This is a genomic window from Agrobacterium vitis, assembly GCF_014926405.1.
In the GTDB taxonomy this organism is placed as follows: Bacteria; Pseudomonadota; Alphaproteobacteria; order Rhizobiales; family Rhizobiaceae; genus Allorhizobium; species Allorhizobium vitis_H.
On record NZ_JACXXJ020000003.1, the window covers coordinates 198,429 to 219,760 of the forward strand.

Sequence of the window (21,332 nt, forward strand, 5' to 3'; positions counted from 1 at the left end):
GGATGAAAAACGCAACGGATATCACCATGACGACTGTGCAAAGCGCGGCAACTCCTGGCCGTTTAGACATTCAGGGATTTTTCCTGCGCTACGGACTGTTCCTTCTCTTAGTATTGCTCATCCTGCTATTTGCTTGGCTGCGGCCAAGCTTCGTCAGTGGTGGTAACATCAATGACATGCTGCGCTCGGCCAGCATCGCAGCACTGATGTTTTTGGGGCTGACCTGGATCATTGCGGCAGGTGAAATCGATGTCAGCTTCATGTCCGTTGCAGCGCTTGCCAATATGGTCGTGGCAGCGCTGGTTGCGGCAGGCCAAGGCTGGGCGGTGGCCTGTCTTGCGGGCCTGTTGGTTGGTCTTGTCTTTGGTCTCGTAAACGGATTGCTTGTAGCGATCTTCAAGCTTCCGGCCCTTGTCATCACCATTGCCACGGGCGGGCTGGCCGGATCGATTGCCGCCGCCATCGGGCTTGGCACATCGATTTCCCTCTCATCCACCGGCTTTGTCGGCTCTCTCCTGCATGTCAATTTCGGCATCATACCGCTGCTGACGGTGATCGTCGCGCTTCTCTATGCCGGTGCCTGGTTTATCCAGGAAAGGCTGACCTTCGGCCATTATCTCTATGCCATGGAACAGAACCGCGCCGCCGTGATCGAAGCGGGCGTGCCAGTCAACCGGTTATTGCTGATGCTCTATGTGCTGTCTGGCCTTGTGTCGGCGCTGGCGGGTATCCTGCTGACAGCCGATCTCTCGTCCGGCCAGCCCTATATCGGCAGTTCCTATTTCATTGACGGCCTGACCTCGGTTCTGCTGGGAGGCATGGCGCTGAAATACGGCAAACCCAATGTCATCGGCACCGTCACCGCCGTTCTCCTACTGGCCACGCTTTTAAGCGGTGCCGCCCTACTCGGCTGGACGGATGCGCAACGCCAGATCGTGCGCGGCCTGCTCCTGCTATGCGGTGTCGCCACGGTTGTCTGGGCAAGGCGCAAGACACGCGCCCACATTTAAAGCCAAGGAAAATAGTATGAAAGCGACTGAGAAACGCCCCATCGGCAAGACCGGCCTGACTGTCACTGCGCTTGGCGTCGGCACGGCCCCTCTTGGCGGACTATATGCAGCGGTCTCCAAGGACGATGCCACCGCCATGCTGGATCATGCCTGGGAAGCTGGTATCCGCTATTTCGATACCGCCCCCATGTATGGCAATGGCCGTTCCGAACATCTTGTTGGAGCGTTGTTGCGAGAGAAAAATCCCGAGCAACGAGACTGGACGATCAGCACAAAGGTCGGACGCTTGATGACAACGGAGCGCGCAGGCCGAAAGCTTCCCCCCGCCCCGCCGAAAAACCCGCTTGATCCCGGCTGGTGGAACGGCTTGGATTTCCGCGAGGTGTTCGATTACAGCTATGACGGCATCATGCGCAGCTTCGATGACAGCCAGCAGCGCCTAGGCTTTCCAAATCCCGACATTCTCTATGTGCATGACATCGGCAGAGTTACTCATGCCGATTTGCATGAGCATCACTGGTCGACCTTGACCAAGGGCGGCGGCTTCCGGGCATTGACGGAATTGCGCGATGCAGGTGACATCAAAGGCTTCGGCCTTGGCGTCAACGAATGGCAAATCATCCGAGATGCGCTGGAAGAAGCTGACCTCGATTGCTCCATGCTGGCGGGCCGCTATACGTTGCTCGACCAAGACGCGGAACAACAGTTCCTGCCAATCGCCCAAAAGCGCGGCATGGCGCTGGTGGTCGCAGGCGTCTTCAATTCCGGCATTCTTGCCTCCACGACCGGTCGCCGCAAGTTTAACTACGCCGATGCTCCGCAGGAGATTATCGATAAAGCGGAAAGGCTGAGGGCAATCTGCGACAGTTTCGCCGTGCCGCTGCCTGCCGCCGCCATCCAGTTTCCGTTGCGCCATCCGGCTGCGACCTGCGTGGTGATCGGCGCAAAAACCGCAGAGCAGATCTCCACCAATATTGGCTGGTTCGAACAGGACATTCCCGAGGATCTTTGGGCGCAACTGCGCGCCGAAGGCCTTATAAACTCCTAGCATATCCTGGAGGACGACCATGCTGAAAACCATCAACCCGCTTTTGACCGGCGATCTGCTCGCTATCCTCGCCGATATGGGCCATGGCGATGAAATCGTTATCGCCGACGCCAACTTCCCCGCCATCACCGCCGCCAACCGTCTGGTGCAAATGCCGGGCATCGATGCCTGTGCTGTGGTGGAGGCCATTCTCACGCTGATGCCGCTCGATGACTTTGTCGACTATCCAGCTGGCGTCATGGACGCGCCGGGCGAGCGGCCCTCCATCTATGCCGAGTTCGAGACACTGATTGAACGCGCCGAAAATCGGAAAATCGAACTGGATCTCATCGACCGCTTCGCTTTCTACGACCGGTCCAAAGCCGCCTTTGCGGTGGTCTCAACCGGCGAGCGTCGGCTGTACGGAAATATCATCCTGAAAAAGGGCGTGGTTCGTCCCGCATAAGCCAGAGTGGAAAGTTTCAGATGCTCGACAGTCATCAACATTTCTGGAAAGTTGAGCGTGGCGATTACGGCTGGCTGACGCCCGATCTCGGATCGATTTACCGCAATTTCCTGCCAAAGGATCTGGAACCCGAAATGCGCCGGGCCGGAATAACCCGGACCATTCTGGTCCAGGCGGCGGAAACCCAGGCAGAGACCGATTTTCTGCTGACGATTGCCGCGAAGACTGACTTCGTCGCAGGTGTTGTCGGCTGGCTCGATCTGGAAGCCGATGATTTTGCCACACGCCTGAAACACTATCGCGCAAATCCACACTTCATCGGCATCCGTCCCATGCTGCAAAGCTTGGCCGACGACGCCTATATCCTGCGCGCGAAGGTGATCGATAGCCTCAAAGCCATCGCTGACAGCGGTCTGCCTTTCGATATCCTGACCTTCCCACGCCATTTACGGCATGTGATCGCGGCATTGAAACAGGTGCCGGATCTGAAGGCTGTGGTCGATCATATTTCCAAGCCGGACATTGCCAAAGGCACACTTGATCCCTGGCGCGAGTATATGACGGAAATTGCCAGTTTCGACCAAGTTTACTGTAAGGTTTCCGGCATGGTCACAGAAGCCAGTGCCGATTGGACGCTTGACGATTTTCGTCCCTATGTGGACCATGTTATCAAATGTTTCGGTCCCAACCGGCTGATGTTTGGCAGCGATTGGCCGGTTTGCACGCTGGCCGCCAGCTATGGCGAAGTTGCCAATCTGGCCCGCACCTTGTTGTCCGCCCATTTCGGCCCTGATGATCTCACGCTGATTTTCGAGACCAATGCGCGCCGTTTTTACGGTGTCTGAATGGGATGTCTCAGCGAAGGGGCAAAACGTCCCTTAACGTCAAACGCCCACCTTGGTCTTATAAACAGACCGAGGTGAGCATTTGATTTTACGTATTAAAATCAGAACGGTGCATCAATATCAACGACATCGATCAACTTGTGGTTGACGAATTCCTTGATGCCGAGGCCCAGCAATTCGCGGCCATAGCCCGAACGTTTGACGCCACCGAACGGCAGGTCCGCCTTGACCATGGTCGGATGGTTGATGAACACCATGCCCGTGGTGATCCGGTGGGCAAGAGCAACCCCGCGCGCGGTGTCACGGGTAAAGATCGAGCCACCCAAACCATAGGGCGTATCATTGGCGATGCGGATCGCGTCATCGTCATCCTTGGCGCGAAACAGCATGGAGACCGGGCCGAAAAACTCCCAGTAACGGGCCGGATTGTCATCGGCCAGATCGGTCAGGATGGTTGGCTGCACGAAAGCGCCCTGGTTTGGCACCGGCGGCCCGACTTCCGTGGCCGTTGCCCCATAGGACACGGCTTCGGCAATCTTTTGACGGATCTCGTCGGCAGCACCTTGCGAGGACAGCGGCGCAAGCGTCGTTTGCGGATCGAACGGATCACCGGCTTTCAGCCCGGCCACGCCGGTTTTGTATTGTTCCAGAAAGGCATCGTAGACCGCATCAACGATAATCATCCGCTTGGACGAGACGCAGACCTGACCGCCATTCCAGTGGCGACCGAAGACTGCCCATTTCACGGTCTTTTCCATATCGGCATCGGCCAGAACCAAGAAGGCATCAGCACCTCCCAGTTCCATGGTGGATTTTTTCAGCGCCTGCCCTGCCTGCGCGGCAATGGTGGCGCCCGCGCCTTCCGAACCGGTCAAAGCCACGCCATGGACGCGCGGATCATTGAGGATCATTTCCACCTGGGTCCGCGTCGCATAAAGATTGGTGAAGGCACCCTTCGGCAGACCGGCCTCCAGCATCAACCGCTCAAAAGCGGCTGCGCATTGCGGCACATTCGACGCGTGTTTCAACAGCATGGTATTTCCGGCCGACAGCTGCGGCGCGATAATCCGGGCGATCTGGTAATAGGGGAAATTCCAGGGCTCGATGGCCAACAGCACACCGAGCGGCTCATGCACCAGGATCGCCTCACCTTCAGCCTTGTCGGCGACGGGAAGCTGTTCCGGCTTCAACAGGCGCTCGGCATTGACAGCGTAGTAATCGAGGATGTCGGCAGAAAGCCCCACCTCGGCGCGTGCTTCAGACATCAGCTTGCCCATTTCCAGGGTCAGCAGCTTGGCATAATCATCCGTCTGTCCGCGCAGGATTTCGGCGGCAGCATGCATGACCTTGGCGCGCTCGGCAAAGGATGTCTGTCGCCATTGCTGAAATGCGGCATCCGCCGCCGTGATGGCCGCCTGAACGGCCGCATCGGTTGCTTCGGGAAAAGTGATAAGAGTTTCGCCAGTATAGGGATTGGTTGTTGCGTAAGCCATGGAACCGTCCTTTGCAGTCATTGCTGCGGCGCGCATTAAACCGACATCGGTCGCGTCGATGAGGCAATGATAGCGCTAAAGGTGGTTCTGACTGTTGATCCTAATCAAGATCGTAAAAGTTGTAGATTATAGCATTTCCAGGATATGGTTCTCCCAAAACGCTAGTCTGCGAAAACATGCGCTGATGCCGGATCGAACCCCAGCGCCACCGGCGCACCGATCGTCAATCCATCCAGTGCGGCATGGCCGAAGGGCAGACGCACGGACAGGCCATGCCCGCCTTCGCTCAATAGCGCGATATGAATCGTGTTGCCGAGAAACGTAATGTCCTCAATCTTGGCAGCAAGCATTCCCGGCTCTTGAGCAGAAACCAGCGTCAACCGCTCCGGGCGCAGCATCAGCATGGCATTGCTTCCATTCTGCGCTTTCCCATGCAACGGAATATTTCCTATGGTCAAATCACTGCCGAGCCGAATTTCAGCCTTACCGTCCCTGGCACCCGTCACCACGCAGGGCAGAAAATCGCTGTCCCCGATAAACTCCGCCACAAACCGCGTCGCCGGATTGGCATAAAGCTCGGCACCGGTGCCGATCTGGTCGATCACCCCTTTGGAAAACACCGCAATCCGGTCGGAAAGCCGCAGCGCCTCTTCCTGGTCATGGGTGACGTAGAGGATGGTGACATCCGTCTGGTGATGGATGCGGCGGATTTCGTGCTGAATTTCCTCGCGCAGTTTCTTGTCCAGCGCCGAAAGCGGCTCGTCCATCAACAGCACAGGCGGATCGTAAGCCAGCGCCCGTGCCAGTGCGACACGCTGCTGCTGACCGCCCGACATTTGCGCCGGTTTGCGATCCTCATAGCCTTCCAGCCGCACCAATTGCAGCATCTTGCGGACGCGCTCGGTGATGTCAGCCTTCGACCAGCCGCGCATTTTCAGCGGAAAGGCGATGTTCTGACCAACAGACAAATGCGGAAACAACGTATAGCGCTGGAAGACCATGCCGATATTGCGTTGGTGCGATGGGGTCTGCAAGACACTCTTTCCCGACAGCAGCATATCGCCCGCACTCGGCTGCTCGAAACCGGCCAGAATATAAAGTGTCGTGCTCTTGCCGGACCCGGATGGGCCGAGAAAGGTCATGAACTCGCCCTTTGCCACCTCAAGATTGACATCCTGCACCGCGACCACCGGGCCATATTGCTTGCGGATACCGCGAATTTCCAGAAAAGGCGTCATGCTTTCAGTCCTTTGCGCACCAGGGCGGTGATCAGCATCAACGCGATGGTGACGACGATCAGAAGGGTGGAGGCCGCGGCAATCACCGGTGTCAGATCCTGACGCAGCGTTGCCCAGATCTTCACCGGCAGCGTTTGTAGGGTCGGGCTTGCCATGAAAATTGCCAGAACGACCTCATCCCAGGAAGTTAGGAAAGAAAACACCGCCGCCGAAAACAAGCCATGACCAATGCAGGGCAGCGTGATCAACAGCCGCGCCTTCAGCGGCGAGGCCCCGCACAGCACCGCCGCATCCTCGATGGATTTATCAAAACCTTCCAGCGCATTGGTCAGCGCCAGAATAGAGAACGGAAGCGCGACAACCAAATGGGCGATGACGAAACCGAGTGTCGTGCCGTTCAGACCGATGCGCAGGAAAAACGCATAGAGCGCCACGGCCAGCACCACAACGGGCAGGATCATCGGTGTCATGAACAGAGCCCGCAGCGCGTCCCGCCCCAGAAACCGTCCGCGCACCAGGCCGAACGACGCACAAAGCCCAATGAGCACCGACAGGATGGTGACGATGACAGCGATGCGAAAGCTGGTCCAGGCGGCATCCAGCCAGCGCGGATCGGCAAACAGCTGGCCATACCATTTGATGGTCCAGGTCGGTGGCGGAAAAATCAGCCATTGCGAGGAGCCGAAGGACAAGGCGGCGATGAACAGGATTGGCAGCAAGAGAAACGCCGCTGTCAGCAGCGTGATGACCAGCAAAATCCATTTCCAGGCACCAAGGCTGTTGAAATTCAAAAGCATGTCAGCGCCCTCCCTCACCGGCTGCACCGAACAGCTTCAATTGCAGGGCGTAGAGGCTCAGCGTCACCACCAGCAGCACCAGCGCCGCCGCACCGCCCATGCCCCAATTGACCAGGGATTGCACGAATTGGGCGATCAACTCGGCCAGCATCATATTGGATGTGCCGCCAAGCAGCGACGGCGTAACGAAATAACCAAGTGACATGACGAACACCATCAACCCGCCCGACACCATGCCCGGCATGGCGAGCGGCAGCAGTACCGTCACCAGCGCCTGCCAGCGCGTCGCGCCGCAAAGTGCTGCCGCCTGCAACAGCGCCGGATCGATCTTGCGGATCACCCCATAGAGCGGAATGATGATGAAGGGCAGCATGATATAGCTCATGCCAATAGTCACGCCGACGAGGTTGTTGACCATCACCAGCGGTGTATCGATTACGCCGAGACTGATCAGCGTCTTGTTGATGACCCCGGTGCGCTGTAACAGCACCATCCAGGCATAGGTGCGGGCCAGAAGGTTGGTCCACATCGACAGCAACACGATGGCAAAGATCACGGAGGCCAATCGTTGCGGCATGATCGCCAGCGCCCAGGCGACGGGAAAGCCGATCAGCAGCGAAATTACTGTGACCAAGGCCGAGACGAAGAACGTGTTGAAGAAGATTTTCAGATAAGTCGCACTTCCCAGCAATGCGGCATAATTGCCAAGGCCGAGAACCGGCTCCGTCACCGAGCGCGTCAGCAGAGCCAGCACCGGCAGGACGAAGAAAATCAGGATCAACACCAGCGCCGGCAGGGTCGCGGCTTTATTGCCGAAACCAAACCGGTTCCTACTGGGCTGCTCAATGGTCGAGGTCGGGGACGACATACCGTTTCCTTGCGAAACCAGTCCGGCATTTTGCATTGTAAACATGCATCATGCCGTAACGCTGAGGACGCTCCGGCACCGGATGTTTACGGTGCCGGAAATGCCTTACTTTAGAGTTTGTCAGGGAAAAGTAGAATCCGGTTTTCCCGAAAAGACAAACGAAAACAAGAGAATCTAGAGTCTGCCTGGTTCAATCTGAACCTGACAGACTCTAGAGTATGGCTTATTTCGACTGCCAAGCGTACCAACGCTCACCAATCTCGTCACGGTGCTTGGCCCAATAGGCCATGTCGGCATTGACCTGTGACGCGGTCTGCTGGTCCGGCAAGGTCTTGGCGATAGCGGGGTCCATCAGCGCTGGTGACTTGGTATTCACAGGCGCATAGCCTGTCCCTGCCGCCATCTCGGCCTGACCAGCAGGCGAGGTTGCGAAAGCGATGAACTTCATCGCTGCTTCCTTGTTCTTGGTGCCCTTCGGCACGACCAACGCATCGGCTGCCGTGATATTCTGCGCCCAGGAGGTTTCAACCGTAACCCCGGTCGCGGCCAACGCCGTCAACCGGCCATTCCAGAACGAGCCGAACGGGGCTTCGGCAGAGGCCAGCAATTGCTGCGACTGCGCACCTCCCGACCACCAGATGATGTCGGATTTGATCGTGTCGAGCTTCTTGAAGGCGCGGTCGAGATCGAGTGGATAGAGCTTGTCCGGGGTCACGCCATCCGCCAACAGCGCGGCTTCAATCACGCCCGGTGCAGACCATTTGTAGAAGGTTCGCTTGCCGGGAAATTTCTTGGTGTCGAACAGGTCCGTCCAGCTTTTCGGGCAAGCGGCGACAGCGTCCTTGTTGCAGCCGACCACGAAGGAATAATAGAAGCTGCCGACCGAATAATCCGTCACAAAACGCGGATCGAGTGTGGTCTTGTCGATGGTCTTGAAATCAAGCTTTTCCAGCAGGCCCTTGTCGCCAGCCTGAATGGCATAGTCGCCTTCGACATCGACGACGTCCCAGCTCACGCCCTTGGCCTCGACCATGGCTTTGATCTTGCCGTAATCGGTCGGGCCGTCCTGAAGAACGTTGATGCCTTCTTTAGCGGTGAATTTATCCGCCCAGGCGGATTTTTGCACGTCCTGCGTGGTGCCGCCCCAACTGGTGAATACCAGGTCGGCAGCGAGTGCCTGGCTGGAGACGCCTAAGAGCAAAGCCAGCGATGCGATAATGGTTGTGTTTTTCATGTTCCCTTGTCCTTGTTTGATTGTGCCTTACCCGGATGCCGGTTGCTTCTTTTGGGCCATCCATCCGGGGCATGTTCTTTTCACCGCATCACGAACGGATCGGGAAACGGGTCATCTGAGGTTTTCAACCAGACCGTCTTGGTGCGGGTATAATCCAGCACCGCAGCCATGCCGCCTTCCCGTCCATGGCCGGACAGACCAAAGCCGCCAAACGGTGCAATCGGCGAAACGGCACGGTAGGTATTGACCCAGACGACGCCAGCGCGAAGCCCGCGTATCATCCGATGCGCGCGTGCCAGGTTTTGAGTAAACACGCCGGATGCCAGGCCATAGGCTGTGTCATTGGCCAGATGCAGCGCTTCCGCCTCACTCTCAAAAGACACCACGGACAGAACCGGTCCAAAAAACTCCTGCGCCAGAGACGAAGAGTTGACGCCATCGCAATCGAGAATGGTCGGCGGATAGAAATTGCCCGGACCATCCGGGCGCTGCCCTCCCGTCACCAGCCGCGCACCTGCGGCGACCGAGGCCATGACCAACGCATCGACATGATCCTGCTGGCGACGGGTGGCCAGCGGTCCCACCTCTGTTGCCATATCCAGTGGACTGCCGATGCGGATTGCTTCGGCCTTGGCCTTCAACCGGGCCAGGAATTCATCCTTCACTGAGCGGTCGACAATCAGCCGTGATCCGGCAACGCAGGACTGGCCGGTCGCGGCAAATATGCCGGAGACCTGCGCATTGGCAGCACTTTCCAGATCCGCGTCGGCAAAGACGATGAACGGCGACTTGCCGCCAAGTTCCAACGAGGTGGAGGCCAGATTTTCCGCCGAATTGCGCACCACATGCCGCGCTGCTTCTGGCCCACCGGTAAAGGCAACATGAGCGACCCTGGGATGGCGGGTCAGCGCTGCACCGCAGGACGGCCCAAATCCGGTGATGATATTGATGACACCAGGCGGGAACCCCGCCTCATGCACCAGCCGGGCAAATTCCAGCATTGGGGCCGGACCGTCTTCCGAGGCTTTCACCACCATCGTGCAGCCAGCAGCCAGCGCCGGGCCGATTTTGACCGCCGAGAGAAACAGCTGGCTGTTCCACGGAATGACCATAGCAACCACACCGACCGGCTCACGCCGCAGCCAGACATCCATATCCGGCTTATCAATTGGCAGCGTCGAGCCTTCAATCTTGTCGGCGAGCCCCGCATAATAGCGATAGTAATCCGCAACATAGGCAATTTGCGAGCTTGTTTCGCGGATGATCTTGCCGGTATCGCGGGTTTCCAACTCCGCAAGTTTTGGTGCATTGGCGGCAATCAGGTCGGCCAGTCGGTAGATCAGCTTGCCACGCTGGGTGGCTGTCATTTTTGCCCATGGCCCGTCATAGAGTGCGGTATGGGCCGCCTCGACAGCGCGGTCCACATCGGCTTCGCGCGCTTCCGGCATATCCGCCCAGACCTCGCCAGTGGCCGGATCGAGGCTTTCAAACCGCGCCTCGCCGTCACTGAAGGTACCATTGATGTAAAGCTGGAAACGTTGCATCGCTTTACTCCGCAAACGCCGGCATGACATCAGCAATGAAGCGCTCCAGCGAGGCTTTCTTGCGCTCGAAGCTCATGCCTGTGTCGATCCAGAAGGAAAATTCGTCATAGCCCAGCGCCTCATAGCGTTTCAGCCGGGCGATGACCTCATCCGCCGTGCCAACAGCCATATTGGCCCGCATCACCTCGGGTGCCAGCATGGCATTGGCGTCGATATCCTCCTGGCTCAACCGCTCGATCAGGCCCTGGTGGATTGGACGCTCGTTTTTGAACCATGCGAAAAAGTAATTGTAATAGGTGCTCAATTCCTTTGCGGCCTGGGCAATATCGGCCTCATTGGAGCCGACATAGCTATGCAGCAGTAACATGATTTTCGGACGCGGCAGGTCAGGCGACTTCTCGCAGGCGGCATTGAACCGCTGCATCAGAGTTTCGATTTCGCCGTCACCATTCCACAGCGGCGTCACCTGCACGTTGCAGCCATTGGCCACGGCAAAATCATGGGAATTGGGATCACGCGCCGCCACCCAGAGCGGGATCGGTTCCTGCAAAGGTTTCGGTGCCGAGGTGGTCGCCGGGAAGGACCAGAATTCGCCCTCATGGGCATAGTCGCCAGCCCAGACGCCTTTGACGGCTGGAATAAGTTCGCGCATCCGCTGCCCGGCGGTCCAGGCATCAAGGCCCGGCATCAAACGCTCATATTCAAAGGAATAGGCACCCCGGGCGATGCCGATATCCAACCGGCCATTGGTGATCAGGTCGGTCATCGCCGCCTCGCCTGCCAGCTTGATCGGATGCCAGAAGGGCGCAATCACCGTTCCGGTTCCAAGGCGGACGTTTTTCACCCGGTTGGCCAGATCGGCAATGGTCACGAACGGGTTGGGCGCAATGGTGAAATCCATGCCATGGTGTTCGCCGGTCCAGATCGCATGCATGCCACCCTTATCAGCGATCTCACAGAGTTGCAGAAATTCCTCATAGAGGCTCTTGTGGCTCTGGCTGGCATCGAGCCGTTCCATATGGACGAAGAGAGAGAACTTCATGGATCAAGCCTTCCTGGCAATGGAGTGAACCCGGCCTGCCGCCTCGTTGCCAACATAGACGCCAAAATTGCCAATGGAGCTTTCCGCCGAGAACCGGTTGAGAATATCCGCCGTGGCCGAGCCGCCCGGACCAGCAAGCTGGTCAACCGGAACGAAATTGCCGTATTTTGGCGCGCCGGGACCCGCAAAAGCCCGGTAAACGATATGCTGGCATCCCTCGCTCTTGTCTTCGTAGACGGAATACAGAAACCCGATGGTAATGCTGAGCCCTGTCACGTGTTCGAGATGGGCTTTCAAATCCTGCAAAGGCTCACCGCTAATCGCATGGCAACCCGGCAGGTTGCGGCCACCCTCACCCACCACAAGAACCTCGCCGTCACGCTCAATGACGGCACTCAGATGCAGCGGGCCATCGCTAGCGGCGCTGACAGCTTTTTCGGCAAGAGCAGGCGTAAAGTAACCGCCGCGCACATAGCCAAGCCCGTTCAACTCGCTCTTATCAAATGCCTGTACCCGTCCCAGCAGCACGACATGATCACCTGCCTCGATCACCTGTTCCAGGCTGCAATCAAACCAGGCAGACGTGCCGGAAAACACCGGAAAACCATGTGGACCAGCCCGCCAGTCCACAGTTGCAAATCGGTCTTCGACCGGCCTTGCAAAGGTATTGGACACATCCTTCTGTGCATCCGACAATATATTGACGGCAAAGCCTTTGGCCTTGGTCATCACCTCAAAATTGCGCGAGGTTTTGGCGAGACAGACCAGCAGCAGAGGCGGATCGAGGGAGACCGAGGTGAAGGAATTGGCGGTAAAGCCGATGGGAGAACCATGAGGGTCAAGCGTGGTGACAACGGTGACGCCGGTGGCGAAAGCACCGAAGGCATCGCGCAGGCTGCGGGGGTCGATTATCGCTTCGCTCATCCGCGCACCTCACTATTGGTTTTCTCGGCACTCATGGATGTGCCTCCGGTAAAGCCAGCCACGCGGCCATGATGTCATGCACCTCTTGCGGTGCCGTAAGGTTGGCCATGTGGCGATGGCCGGGAACGATCCTCGCAACACCCTGCTGCGCCTGCCCCGCCATGGTCTGCGCCATTTCAGCCGTCGAGTTCGGATCACCGGCACCCGTCAGGAACAGCGCCGGACAGGAAACCTGCGGCCAGCAGTCGGCGTAGGTTTCATCCCCATTGGCAAAGGCACGATAAGCGGTGGCATAGGCATCGATATTCATCTGCCGCAGGCATTGCTCGGTCAGGGCGCGGGCGGCAAGGCTTACCGCATCAAGGTCAAACCAGCGCTTCAACGGCCCTTCAACATCAATACCATCAACGGCAATCGATTCTGCCCGGGCAAGAACCGCCGCCTTGGCCGACACATCACGCCGGTAGACGCCGTTGACCAACGCCACGCGCCGGATTTTTTGCGGAAAGCTGGCGACGGCACCGCCTGCAATCAACGCGCCCATCGAATGACCGGCCAGATTGACCGGCCCAAGGTTGATTTCCTCCAGGAACCGGTCAAGCCAGGCCACGAAATCCGGCAGCTCACTGCCTTTCGGCAAGGCAAGACTCTGGCCATGGCCTGGCATATCGACGGCGATCACCCGATGGCTAGCGGACAGGCTTTCTATCTGCGGCCACCATGCTTCCAACCGCATGCCGACCCCATGAACCAGCACCAGCGGCTCGCCGCTGCCTTGCTCCACATACGCGATTCCATCAGGGGTAATCTGGCGCTCAACCGCCGGAAATGGCGATGGTGCCGTGCCTCCCATTGCTACCATCTCCATCTCGCCGCCCCCCGTTTATACGCCGGCCGGGTTGGCGACATCCTGGCCCAGGTCTTTCAGGTCCTGATAGCGGTCACCAATCCGGTGATGGGGCCTTCCGCCGACAGACGCCCCAAGCCCGACGACAATTTCGTCAGCGGCTGGTGCATCGGCAATCGCCGCCTGGATCGTCAGGTAATGGGAGCGGCGGCCTTCGTCATTCTTGTCCATCAATGGGATCATGATTGGGGCATTGGCCGGACCGCGCGTATTGCAGAAGGCGAGATAGGATTTTGCCCCCACCGCCGTGCGGTAATGGTTGCCGAAACGCAACGTATGGATCAGCGCCGAAGCATGCTCGATCTCGCCATCAAGACCGACAACGGCAACTTTGCCATAGGCCTCGACCGCTTCGCCAGAGCCGACGGCTTCCAGAATCATGCCTGTCAGAAGCTCACCGAGAACCGGGGCGCATTGATGAATTTCCGGTTTCAGATCCTCGACAAAGCCGCGTCCAGCCCAGGGATTTTTAACGACAGCAAAAGCCGCGTAGAGCTTCAATGGTGTCGGCGCTGCCTTGCCGCCTTCCACCAAGGTGGTTTCCACATGGAGTAGGGTTTTGCGGATGTGCAGGGCCATGGCTTACCTCAAATATCAATCTTGGTATTATGGTATGCCAAGCTATTTCAGAGTCAAGTGACTTGTCGAGCAGGAATTATTTTTTCTTTTAAGGAATATACCTATTCGACCTCAACGGCGGATCGGGCCTGCTGCGCAAGCACCGCGACGGCAATAGAGGAGGCGCGCTGAACATGATCAATTGCCGCCTGCTCGGCAGCACGTCCATCGCCATTGCGGATCGCCTCGACAATCCGTTGCATCTGGGCTGGTCCCTCCGTCGCCCGGCCATCGGTCTTGATGGTCATAGAGCGCAAATGGTTGATCCGCACGGTCATTTGCCGCACCACGCCCCAGGCGACCTGCCTATCAATCCGGGTAAACAAGGTCTCGTAAAATCGCGTCGTTTCCCTCAAGACATCAGCCATGTCCTGGCGAGCATAGCCACCCTTGATCGCGTCGAGCGCCTCTGACAAGCCAGCCACAATAGCCGGATCCCCCCTCTCCGCACAAAGCCGCGCCGCCATGCCTTCCAAAGCCGCACGGATTTCATAGATCTGCCGGGCTTCATCGACATCCAGCAGCGCCACCATCGGCCCCTTGCTTTGGGGATTGCTGACCAGCCCCTCGGACTCCAGATGCCGCAGCACTTCGCGCACCACCGTTCGGCTGACCCCAAGCTGCGCGCAGAGATCACGCTCGACCAGCCGGTCGCCCGGCTTGAAATAACCGCTGATGATCGCATCGCGGACTTTCTCAAGCGCCAACTCTCTGAGCGTCTTGGTGGGGCGTTCCACCTTTATGGTCTCTGTCATTCCCTCAAGCCTTCCCGGCAACCAGACCGCTCATAAAGAGCAGGCAATTCACCCGTATTATGGTCTACCAGAAGCCAAAATGACAAGCAGGAATGACACCATCACGATTTCGGTTTGGCATGGCGGGTTTTCAGTACATTGCGAATGGAAAAGCTGGAGTGGATGCGCGCTACGCCCGGCAGTTTGGCCAGGATTTCCTTGTGGATGCGTTCAAAGTCATGGGCGCTTTCGACTTCCAGTTTCAAGAGGTAATCCGATCCGCCGGTCATCAGGAAACATTCCTGGATTTCCGGATATTTCCGGATCGCCGCCTCAAAGCGGTTGAGATGGTCCTCGGTCTGACGGTCCAGTGTGATGTTGATGATGACGGCAATACCATCGTCCTTATCAGACTTGCCGAGAATGGCGGTATAGCCGCTGATATAACCCTGCTTTTCAAGCAGCGCGACACGCCGCAGGCAGGCTGAGGCGGAAAGCCCGACAGCCGCCGCCAGACTGGCATTGCTGATGCGCGCATTCAGCTGCAATTGGCGCATAATGGCCCGGTCGATGGCGTCAATACCACTCACGCAACAATCCTCGTTTTCTTCGTATAAAATTGCGCAGAAATTCACAAAGCACAAGAGTTGCCGATAAACCGCCCGGAAATTTCGCGAATCTTTCAATATCATCGAGAAAAAACGGGGTGCAGTTATGGACATGTCTATCAGCCAGGATCTGAATGCCGATGCGTTTTCCGCCCGCCTCGTGATCGACCTCGACGCGCTTGCCGACAATTACCGCCAATTGGCCGCTGAGGCCACCCCGGCGGAAACCTCCGCAGTCGTCAAGGCCGATGCCTATGGCCTTGGAGCCGCCCGCGTCGGCCCCGCGCTCTACCGGGCTGGATGCCGGAAGTTCTTCGTGGCGCATGTGCAGGAAGCCGCCGGGCTAAGGCAGCATTTGCCTGGGGATGCCGAGCTATTCATTCTCAATGGCTTGCAGCCGGGCGCAGAACCCTTTGCCGCAGCAAATGGCTTCATACCGGTGCTGAATTCGTTGGAACAGCTTGCCAATTGGTCGAAAATGGCAAGCGAGTTCGGACGAACCCTGCCCGCGATCCTGCAATTTGATACCGGCATGTCGCGGCTAGGATTTTCACCGGAAGAAGCCAATGTTCTCGCTGGCGACCCCGCCCTGTTGTCCGGCACTTCCATCCGCTACATCATGAGCCATCTCGCCTCAGCCGATGACAGCGCCAGCCCCCAGAACGCCGCGCAATTTGCTGTCATGCGCGAGCGACTGGCGCAATTTCCAGGCATTGCCTTGTGCTTTTCCAATTCGGGCGGCATCTTTATCGACAAGCAGTTTCACGGCGCGCTGGTGCGCCCCGGCGTTGCCCTTTACGGTGCGGTCCCCAGCGATCTGGCGGGAGGCCGTATGAAGCCGGTGGTGCGGGTCGATGCGAAAGTCATCCAGACACGAACGGTGCCAGCCGGAGCCTGCGTCGGCTACGGCGCGACCTATGTGGCCACCAAGGAAACCAGGCTGGCCACAATCGCTATTGGCTATGCCGATGGTCTGCCGCGTTGCTTGAGCGACCGGGGTGCCGCTTACTATGGTGACATCCGTTTGCCGATTGTCGGGCGGGTGTCGATGGACAGCATGACACTCGATATATCGGCCTTGCCACCCGGCACGTTGAGGCTGGGAAGTCTGGTGGAGATGATTGGTCCGCACCAGAGTCTTGAGGATGTGGCGCAAGCGGCGGGCACCATCGCCTATGAAATTCTGACCAGCCTTGGTCATCGCTATCACCGCGACTATATTTCAGCATAAGAATATTGGGGAACGACATGAAAGTTACCATTCTGGGCGCGGGCGTCATCGGGGTCACCAGTGCTTACTATCTCGCCAAAGCTGGCCACGAGGTCACGGTCATCGACCGGCAGACGGGTCCGGCCCTGGAAACCAGCTTTGCCAATGCAGGCGAAGTGTCCTTCGGCTACTGCTCGCCCTGGGCAGCGCCCGGCATTCCGCAAAAAGCGTTGAAATGGCTGTTCATGGAACATGCCCCGCTGATCCTGCGGCCAAAAATCGATGCTGCCATGTTGGGTTGGATGCTGAGAATGCTCTCCAACTGCACCTCCGGGCGTTATGCGATCAACAAGAGCCGGATGCTGCGGCTGGCCGATTACAGCCGCATTGCGCTGGCGCAACTGCGCACAGAAACCAATATCGACTACGACCAGCGCATGCAGGGGACTTTGCAGCTGTTTCGCACTCAGGCGCAGCTGGATGCCTCGGCGAAGGATGTGAAAGCACTGGCGGCAGACGGTATTCCCTATGAAGTGCTGGACCGCGAAGCCTGCATCCGGGTCGAGCCTGCCTTGGCGGCAGCCCGCCACAAAATCGTCGGCGGCTTGCTGACGCCTAAGGACGAGACCGGCGACTGTTTCAAATTCACCAACCAGCTCGCTGAAAAGGCCGCCTCGCTTGGCGTGGTGTTCGACTATGGCCGCAGCATAGAGCGGCTGGTGGTATCGGGTGGCAAGGTGACCGGCGTTGTTACCGACAGGGGAACCGAAACCGCCAACGCCTATGTCGTTGCACTCGGCAGCTATTCGCCGCTGCTGCTGAAGCCGCTCGGCATCACGCTGCCGGTCTATCCGGTCAAGGGCTATTCGCTGACCATTCCGATTGTCGATCCGTCGAAATCCCCCGAATCCACCGTGATGGACGAAACCTACAAGATCGCCATCACCCGGTTGGGCGACCGGATCAGGGTGGGCGGCATGGCGGAAATTTCCGGCTATACCAATGATCTGGGTGCCGCGCGTCGCCGCACACTCGAACATTCCGTCACCGACCTGTTTCCCGGCGGCGATATGGCGCGGGCCGATTTCTGGTCCGGCCTTCGCCCGATGACGCCGGATGGCACGCCAGTAATCGGCGCAACCGGCATCAGCAATCTCTATATCAACAGCGGCCATGGAACATTGGGCTGGACAATGAGCTGCGGTTCAGGCCGTTTGCTCGGCGACATCGTCAGTGGTCGCCAGACCGAAATCGACAATGCCGATCTGGCGCTCAGCCGCTATGCTGCCGGTCGCGCCGGATAAACAAGGTGCTGGCCTATTTCAAGGGCCGGACATGTTCCGGCCTGAAGCCAAGGCCGATCAGCCGCCCGGCAATATGGGCAAGCAGCGGCCAGCGGGCAATGGTCTTCAGGAATGCGGGCGGGCCGGAGGGCTTGGCCGGTGCTTCGTTCGCAACCGTCTCATCCTCGGGCTTCGGCTTGCGGCGCATCATCAATTGCAGTTTCTGCGTCGCCTTGGTTGGGAACAGGCGTCGTTTCTCGATGGCGGCAAGATGGGCGTCCAAAGACTCGCCTGATAGTAGTGGTTTTGCCAGTCGGTTGGCCGCCGCCACGGCATCCTGAATGGCCAGATTGACGCCGACACCACCAATCGGCGACATGGCATGGGCCGCATCGCCAATGCAGATCAGTCCGGGCTTCCACCAGCGTTTCAGCCGGTCGATACGGATGCTGAGAAGATAGAGATCGTCAAAGGAGGTGATTTCCTCCATTCGCTTCGGCGGCAGGGGTGAAACCTCGGCAGCGGCCTGACGGAAAGCTTCGATCCCCCTGGCTTTGACCGTATCGAAACTGCCTTTGCGGACGATATAGCCGCATTGCCAATAGTCACCGCGATCAATCATCACGAAACCCTGCCTTGGGCCGCCATGGCCCATTGTATAGGGCGGATCTTGCGGTTGATGCGACAGCTTGAACCACAGCACATCGCTTGGGCTGCCGAAGCTTTCCACCTCTAGGCCCGCCTTGGCGCGGGTGACGGAATGACGGCCATCGGCACCGACGACCAGCCGGGATCGCAGTTTCACCAGCCCTTGCGGGGTGGAAGCCGTCAAGCCCGTCACCCCATTGGGATCTTCCAGCAATGTCTCCACCCTGGCATTCATCAACAGCCGAAAATTGGCGTATTTACCCGCTTCACGGGCGAGAAAGTCGAGAAAGTCCCATTGCAGCATGAAGGCGATGAACCGGCATCGGGTCGGCAGTCGGGAGAAATCAGCCATCGTCACGTCGCGCCCGCCGATTTCTGCATGTAGGGTGGGTGCCTGCACATGCGGCAATTTTAACAGATCTTCCAGCAGGCCGAGCTCATGCATCACTTCCAGTGTGGAGGGGTGAAGTGTGTCGCCGCGAAAATCGCGCAGGAAATCGCCGTGCTTTTCCACCACCGTGACATTAACCCCGGCGCGGGCCAGCAGCAGACCGAGCATCATCCCGGCAGGCCCGGCACCGACAATGGCGCAATCGCAGTCAATCGTTTCCTCGATGGGGAGAACAGAGGCGAGGTCTTCCTGTTCATTCATGATCCATGCCCCTCATCATCGCTCATGTGCCTGGATAACCTCCAGGAAAGCATCGCCATACCGTTCAAGCTTTGATTGGCCGACGCCAGAAATACCCAGCAGCGCCTCTCGGCTATCCGGCCTTTCCGTTGCAAAGGCAATCAGCGTCGTATCTGGAAAGACAACATAAGGCGGCACGGAAAGATCCTTGGCAATCGCCATTCGCGCCGCCCTGAGCGCCTCGAACAATTCCATATCGGCCCCCTCCAGCGCCGACTTCGCCCGTGCGGCTGCGGGAGAGGCGGTGCGTGCCGCCTTGCCCTTGGTCGGACGATCCTTGCGGAATCGCACTTCACGCTCCCGCTTGAAGACGGCGCGCGCGTCCGGCTCCAGTTTCAACGCGCCGAAAGCGTCATGATCGACCCGGACCAGACCGGCGGCCAGCAACTGCCGGAACACCGATTGCCAGGTTTTTAACGGCAGATCCTTGCCCGCACCGAAAACCGGCATATCAACATGGCCAAACTTTACTGTCTTGTCGTTCTCATTCCCCAATAGCACATCGATGAGATGGCCGGTGCCGAAACGCTCCCCGGTCCGGTAGATCGCCGCCAGCGCCTTGATCGCCGCGTCGGTCCCATCCCAGGTTTCCACCGGCTTCAGGCAGGTGTCGCAATTGCCGCAGGCACCGGGATGCACTTCGCCAAAATGCGCCAAGATTGACTGACGACGGCAGCCGGGGGTCTCGCAGATCGCCAGCAGCGCATTCAACTTGGCCCGCTCGACCCGCTTGACCTCCTCAGCCGAGGTGCCGCCATCGATCATCCGCCCGCGCTGGATGACATCCGCCATACCATAGGCCATCCACACATCCGACGGCAGCCCATCACGTCCGGCTCGCCCGGTTTCCTGGTAATAGGCCTCGACGGAACCAGGCAGATCAAGATGCGCAACATAGCGCACATTCGGCTTGTCGATGCCCATGCCGAAGGCGACGGTCGCGACCAGGCAAAGGTTTTCCTCCTTCAGGAACGCATCCTGATTGGCATCACGCAACACCCGGTCCATGCCAGCATGATAGGCGAGCGACCGCACCCCTTGCGTGTTGAGCCATTCCGCCGTTTCCTCGACCTTGGCACGCGACAGGCAATAGACAATGCCGCTCTCGCCTTCATGGCGGGCAAGAAACCGCAGCAGCTGCTGGCGCGGCTGGTCGCGCTCGACGATTTCATAGGCGATATTCGGACGGTCGAAGGAGGTGGTAAACACCTTGGCCGATTGCAGGCCGAGCTTGTCGATAATATCATCGCGCGTATGGGGATCGGCAGTTGCCGTCAGCGCCATGCGCGGCACGCCGGGATAGGCCTCGGCAAGCCTGCCCAGTTCACGATATTCCGGGCGGAAATCATGGCCCCATTGAGAGACACAATGGGCTTCATCGATGGCAAACAATGCAATTTTCGCAGAGCCGATCACATCCTTGAAGGCAGGCGTGACGATCCGCTCCGGCGTGACATACAGCAGATCGAGCGTGCCATCTGCAATGGCGCGCCGCACCTCGACAAACTCCTCCCGCGACAGCGAGGAATTCAACGCCGCCGCCCGCACCCCCACCTGCTTCAGCGCCTCCACCTGGTCGCGCATCAACGCAATCAGCGGCGACACCACAACGCCGACCCCATCGCGGCACAGAGCCGGGATCTGGAAGCACAGCGATTTGCCAGCACCGGTCGGAAACAGCACGACCGCGTCGCCGCCAGCCACCACCTGCTGAACCACCTCGGCCTGCTTGCCGCGAAAGGCCGGATAGCCATAGACCCGCTTCAGAATGGACAGCGGATGTCTTTCGCCATGCTCGAATGTCGGTTCGTGGCGGGGCTGGCTTGACGGCATGGCATTGCTTTCGAGACATTAAGGATGCCCAACAGGGCTGTTTAATTGGCTGCCGGATGGCAGCGAAAGCTAAGAGATAGAGTTATATCAGGCCCCGTGCAACCTGGATGACCTTAGGCAGCGTGGGATGAAAACAGCTAAGGTCAACAAACCCGAAACACAACCAAAACGAGATTCACCTTCACAACGCAAGCAAAACCTCTGAACACGGCAGCCAGACCGGCTTTGCGCGGTGCAGCAGACATCAGTCTTCGACACATGAGTCATGCAAACTCGCCTGAGGTATCGGGCGTCTGTCTTTGATACAATTTT

The 21,332-nt window shown here is 58.4% G+C and carries 20 protein-coding genes; 6 read left to right on the top strand and 14 right to left on the bottom strand.

Annotated elements, in window-relative coordinates:
- Positions 1–2 precede the first annotated feature (2 nt).
- Genes IEI95_RS02525 through IEI95_RS02540 form a run of 4 tightly spaced genes read left to right on the top strand, consistent with a single transcriptional unit; the run spans position 3 to position 3,348 of the window.
- Positions 3–1,010 carry an ABC transporter permease gene (locus tag IEI95_RS02525; protein WP_156537966.1) on the top strand — a complete coding sequence of 336 codons (1,008 nt, stop codon included), beginning with the start codon at positions 3–5 and terminating at the stop codon, positions 1,008–1,010.
- A 16-nt stretch (positions 1,011–1,026) separates the two neighbouring features.
- Positions 1,027–2,058, top strand: a complete 1,032-nt coding sequence (locus tag IEI95_RS02530) for an aldo/keto reductase (RefSeq protein ID WP_156537967.1) — start codon at positions 1,027–1,029, stop codon at positions 2,056–2,058.
- A 19-nt stretch (positions 2,059–2,077) separates the two neighbouring features.
- On the top strand, positions 2,078–2,503 hold the full coding sequence (locus tag IEI95_RS02535) for an RbsD/FucU family protein (protein ID WP_156537968.1): 426 nt from the start codon (positions 2,078–2,080) through the stop codon (positions 2,501–2,503).
- A 20-nt stretch (positions 2,504–2,523) separates the two neighbouring features.
- Complete coding sequence (locus tag IEI95_RS02540; RefSeq protein WP_156537969.1) at positions 2,524–3,348, top strand: amidohydrolase family protein; 825 nt, start codon at positions 2,524–2,526, stop codon at positions 3,346–3,348.
- Between the two features lie 101 nt (positions 3,349–3,449).
- Here the strand turns inward: IEI95_RS02540 and IEI95_RS02545 are convergent, their stop codons facing one another.
- The 12 genes from IEI95_RS02545 to IEI95_RS02600 form a co-directional block, all read right to left on the bottom strand.
- The gene (locus IEI95_RS02545; RefSeq protein ID WP_156553036.1) at positions 3,450–4,841 is read right to left on the bottom strand and encodes an NAD-dependent succinate-semialdehyde dehydrogenase; all 1,392 of its coding nucleotides are present in this window, start codon (positions 4,839–4,841) and stop codon (positions 3,450–3,452) included.
- 161 nt (positions 4,842–5,002) lie between these two features.
- The gene (locus IEI95_RS02550) at positions 5,003–6,079 is read right to left on the bottom strand and encodes an ABC transporter ATP-binding protein (protein ID WP_156533558.1); all 1,077 of its coding nucleotides are present in this window, start codon (positions 6,077–6,079) and stop codon (positions 5,003–5,005) included.
- The gene (locus tag IEI95_RS02555) at positions 6,076–6,876 is read right to left on the bottom strand and encodes an ABC transporter permease (RefSeq protein WP_156533557.1); all 801 of its coding nucleotides are present in this window, start codon (positions 6,874–6,876) and stop codon (positions 6,076–6,078) included. Before IEI95_RS02555 ends, IEI95_RS02550 begins: the two co-directional genes overlap by 4 nt.
- Position 6,877: 1 nt before the next feature.
- Complete coding sequence (locus IEI95_RS02560; protein ID WP_156533644.1) at positions 6,878–7,780, bottom strand: ABC transporter permease; 903 nt, start codon at positions 7,778–7,780, stop codon at positions 6,878–6,880.
- Positions 7,781–7,967: 187 nt separating this feature from the next.
- Complete coding sequence (locus IEI95_RS02565) at positions 7,968–8,978, bottom strand: ABC transporter substrate-binding protein (protein ID WP_156533556.1); 1,011 nt, start codon at positions 8,976–8,978, stop codon at positions 7,968–7,970.
- Positions 8,979–9,058: 80 nt separating this feature from the next.
- On the bottom strand, positions 9,059–10,522 hold the full coding sequence (locus IEI95_RS02570) for an aldehyde dehydrogenase (protein ID WP_194415750.1): 1,464 nt from the start codon (positions 10,520–10,522) through the stop codon (positions 9,059–9,061).
- Between the two features lie 4 nt (positions 10,523–10,526).
- The gene (locus tag IEI95_RS02575; protein WP_156533554.1) at positions 10,527–11,564 is read right to left on the bottom strand and encodes an LLM class flavin-dependent oxidoreductase; all 1,038 of its coding nucleotides are present in this window, start codon (positions 11,562–11,564) and stop codon (positions 10,527–10,529) included.
- Between the two features lie 3 nt (positions 11,565–11,567).
- Positions 11,568–12,488 carry a flavin reductase family protein gene (locus tag IEI95_RS02580; RefSeq protein ID WP_156533553.1) on the bottom strand — a complete coding sequence of 307 codons (921 nt, stop codon included), beginning with the start codon at positions 12,486–12,488 and terminating at the stop codon, positions 11,568–11,570.
- A gap of 31 nt (positions 12,489–12,519) precedes the next feature.
- Positions 12,520–13,356, bottom strand: a complete 837-nt coding sequence (locus tag IEI95_RS02585) for an alpha/beta fold hydrolase (protein WP_156533552.1) — start codon at positions 13,354–13,356, stop codon at positions 12,520–12,522.
- A gap of 15 nt (positions 13,357–13,371) precedes the next feature.
- On the bottom strand, positions 13,372–13,974 hold the full coding sequence (locus IEI95_RS02590; protein ID WP_156533551.1) for an amino acid synthesis family protein: 603 nt from the start codon (positions 13,972–13,974) through the stop codon (positions 13,372–13,374).
- Positions 13,975–14,075: 101 nt separating this feature from the next.
- Positions 14,076–14,768, bottom strand: a complete 693-nt coding sequence (locus IEI95_RS02595; RefSeq protein WP_156533550.1) for a GntR family transcriptional regulator — start codon at positions 14,766–14,768, stop codon at positions 14,076–14,078.
- Positions 14,769–14,869: 101 nt separating this feature from the next.
- Positions 14,870–15,337 carry an Lrp/AsnC family transcriptional regulator gene (locus tag IEI95_RS02600; protein WP_081363393.1) on the bottom strand — a complete coding sequence of 156 codons (468 nt, stop codon included), beginning with the start codon at positions 15,335–15,337 and terminating at the stop codon, positions 14,870–14,872.
- A 124-nt stretch (positions 15,338–15,461) separates the two neighbouring features.
- Here IEI95_RS02600 and alr point away from each other — a divergent pair, with 124 nt between their 5' ends.
- Together alr and IEI95_RS02610 are read left to right on the top strand one after the other, a co-directional pair.
- Positions 15,462–16,586, top strand: a complete 1,125-nt coding sequence (alr, locus tag IEI95_RS02605) for an alanine racemase (protein ID WP_156533549.1) — start codon at positions 15,462–15,464, stop codon at positions 16,584–16,586.
- Between the two features lie 17 nt (positions 16,587–16,603).
- A complete protein-coding gene (locus IEI95_RS02610; RefSeq protein ID WP_156533548.1) occupies positions 16,604–17,869 on the top strand; it encodes a D-amino acid dehydrogenase in 1,266 nt (421 codons plus the stop codon).
- Between the two features lie 13 nt (positions 17,870–17,882).
- Here IEI95_RS02610 and IEI95_RS02615 read toward each other — a convergent pair whose 3' ends face one another.
- Both IEI95_RS02615 and recQ read right to left on the bottom strand, forming a co-directional pair.
- Positions 17,883–19,148, bottom strand: coding sequence for an FAD-dependent oxidoreductase (locus tag IEI95_RS02615; protein WP_194415753.1), 1,266 nt, complete (start codon positions 19,146–19,148; stop codon positions 17,883–17,885).
- 15 nt (positions 19,149–19,163) lie between these two features.
- Positions 19,164–21,020 (bottom strand): DNA helicase RecQ, encoded by a 1,857-nt coding sequence (recQ, locus tag IEI95_RS02620; RefSeq protein ID WP_156533546.1) that lies wholly within the window; start codon positions 21,018–21,020, stop codon positions 19,164–19,166.
- Between the last annotated feature and the right edge of the window lie 312 nt (positions 21,021–21,332).

Excerpts from the sequence above, each read along its gene's own strand:
- IEI95_RS02525 (WP_156537966.1), top strand. The coding sequence starts at position 3 with ATGAAAAACGCAACGGATATCACCATGACGACTGTGCAAAGCGCGGCA.
- IEI95_RS02530 (WP_156537967.1), top strand. The coding sequence starts at position 1,027 with ATGAAAGCGACTGAGAAACGCCCCATCGGCAAGACCGGCCTGACTGTC.
- IEI95_RS02535 (WP_156537968.1), top strand. The coding sequence starts at position 2,078 with ATGCTGAAAACCATCAACCCGCTTTTGACCGGCGATCTGCTCGCTATC.
- IEI95_RS02540 (WP_156537969.1), top strand. The coding sequence starts at position 2,524 with ATGCTCGACAGTCATCAACATTTCTGGAAAGTTGAGCGTGGCGATTAC.
- IEI95_RS02545 (WP_156553036.1), bottom strand. The coding sequence starts at position 4,841 with ATGGCTTACGCAACAACCAATCCCTATACTGGCGAAACTCTTATCACT.
- IEI95_RS02550 (WP_156533558.1), bottom strand. The coding sequence starts at position 6,079 with ATGACGCCTTTTCTGGAAATTCGCGGTATCCGCAAGCAATATGGCCCG.
- IEI95_RS02555 (WP_156533557.1), bottom strand. The coding sequence starts at position 6,876 with ATGCTTTTGAATTTCAACAGCCTTGGTGCCTGGAAATGGATTTTGCTG.
- IEI95_RS02560 (WP_156533644.1), bottom strand. The coding sequence starts at position 7,780 with ATGCAAAATGCCGGACTGGTTTCGCAAGGAAACGGTATGTCGTCCCCG.
- IEI95_RS02565 (WP_156533556.1), bottom strand. The coding sequence starts at position 8,978 with ATGAAAAACACAACCATTATCGCATCGCTGGCTTTGCTCTTAGGCGTC.
- IEI95_RS02570 (WP_194415750.1), bottom strand. The coding sequence starts at position 10,522 with ATGCAACGTTTCCAGCTTTACATCAATGGTACCTTCAGTGACGGCGAG.
- IEI95_RS02575 (WP_156533554.1), bottom strand. The coding sequence starts at position 11,564 with ATGAAGTTCTCTCTCTTCGTCCATATGGAACGGCTCGATGCCAGCCAG.
- IEI95_RS02580 (WP_156533553.1), bottom strand. The coding sequence starts at position 12,488 with ATGAGCGAAGCGATAATCGACCCCCGCAGCCTGCGCGATGCCTTCGGT.
- IEI95_RS02585 (WP_156533552.1), bottom strand. The coding sequence starts at position 13,356 with ATGGAGATGGTAGCAATGGGAGGCACGGCACCATCGCCATTTCCGGCG.
- IEI95_RS02590 (WP_156533551.1), bottom strand. The coding sequence starts at position 13,974 with ATGGCCCTGCACATCCGCAAAACCCTACTCCATGTGGAAACCACCTTG.
- IEI95_RS02595 (WP_156533550.1), bottom strand. The coding sequence starts at position 14,768 with ATGACAGAGACCATAAAGGTGGAACGCCCCACCAAGACGCTCAGAGAG.
- alr (WP_156533549.1), top strand. The coding sequence starts at position 15,462 with ATGGACATGTCTATCAGCCAGGATCTGAATGCCGATGCGTTTTCCGCC.
- IEI95_RS02610 (WP_156533548.1), top strand. The coding sequence starts at position 16,604 with ATGAAAGTTACCATTCTGGGCGCGGGCGTCATCGGGGTCACCAGTGCT.
- IEI95_RS02615 (WP_194415753.1), bottom strand. The coding sequence starts at position 19,148 with ATGAATGAACAGGAAGACCTCGCCTCTGTTCTCCCCATCGAGGAAACG.
- recQ (WP_156533546.1), bottom strand. The coding sequence starts at position 21,020 with ATGCCGTCAAGCCAGCCCCGCCACGAACCGACATTCGAGCATGGCGAA.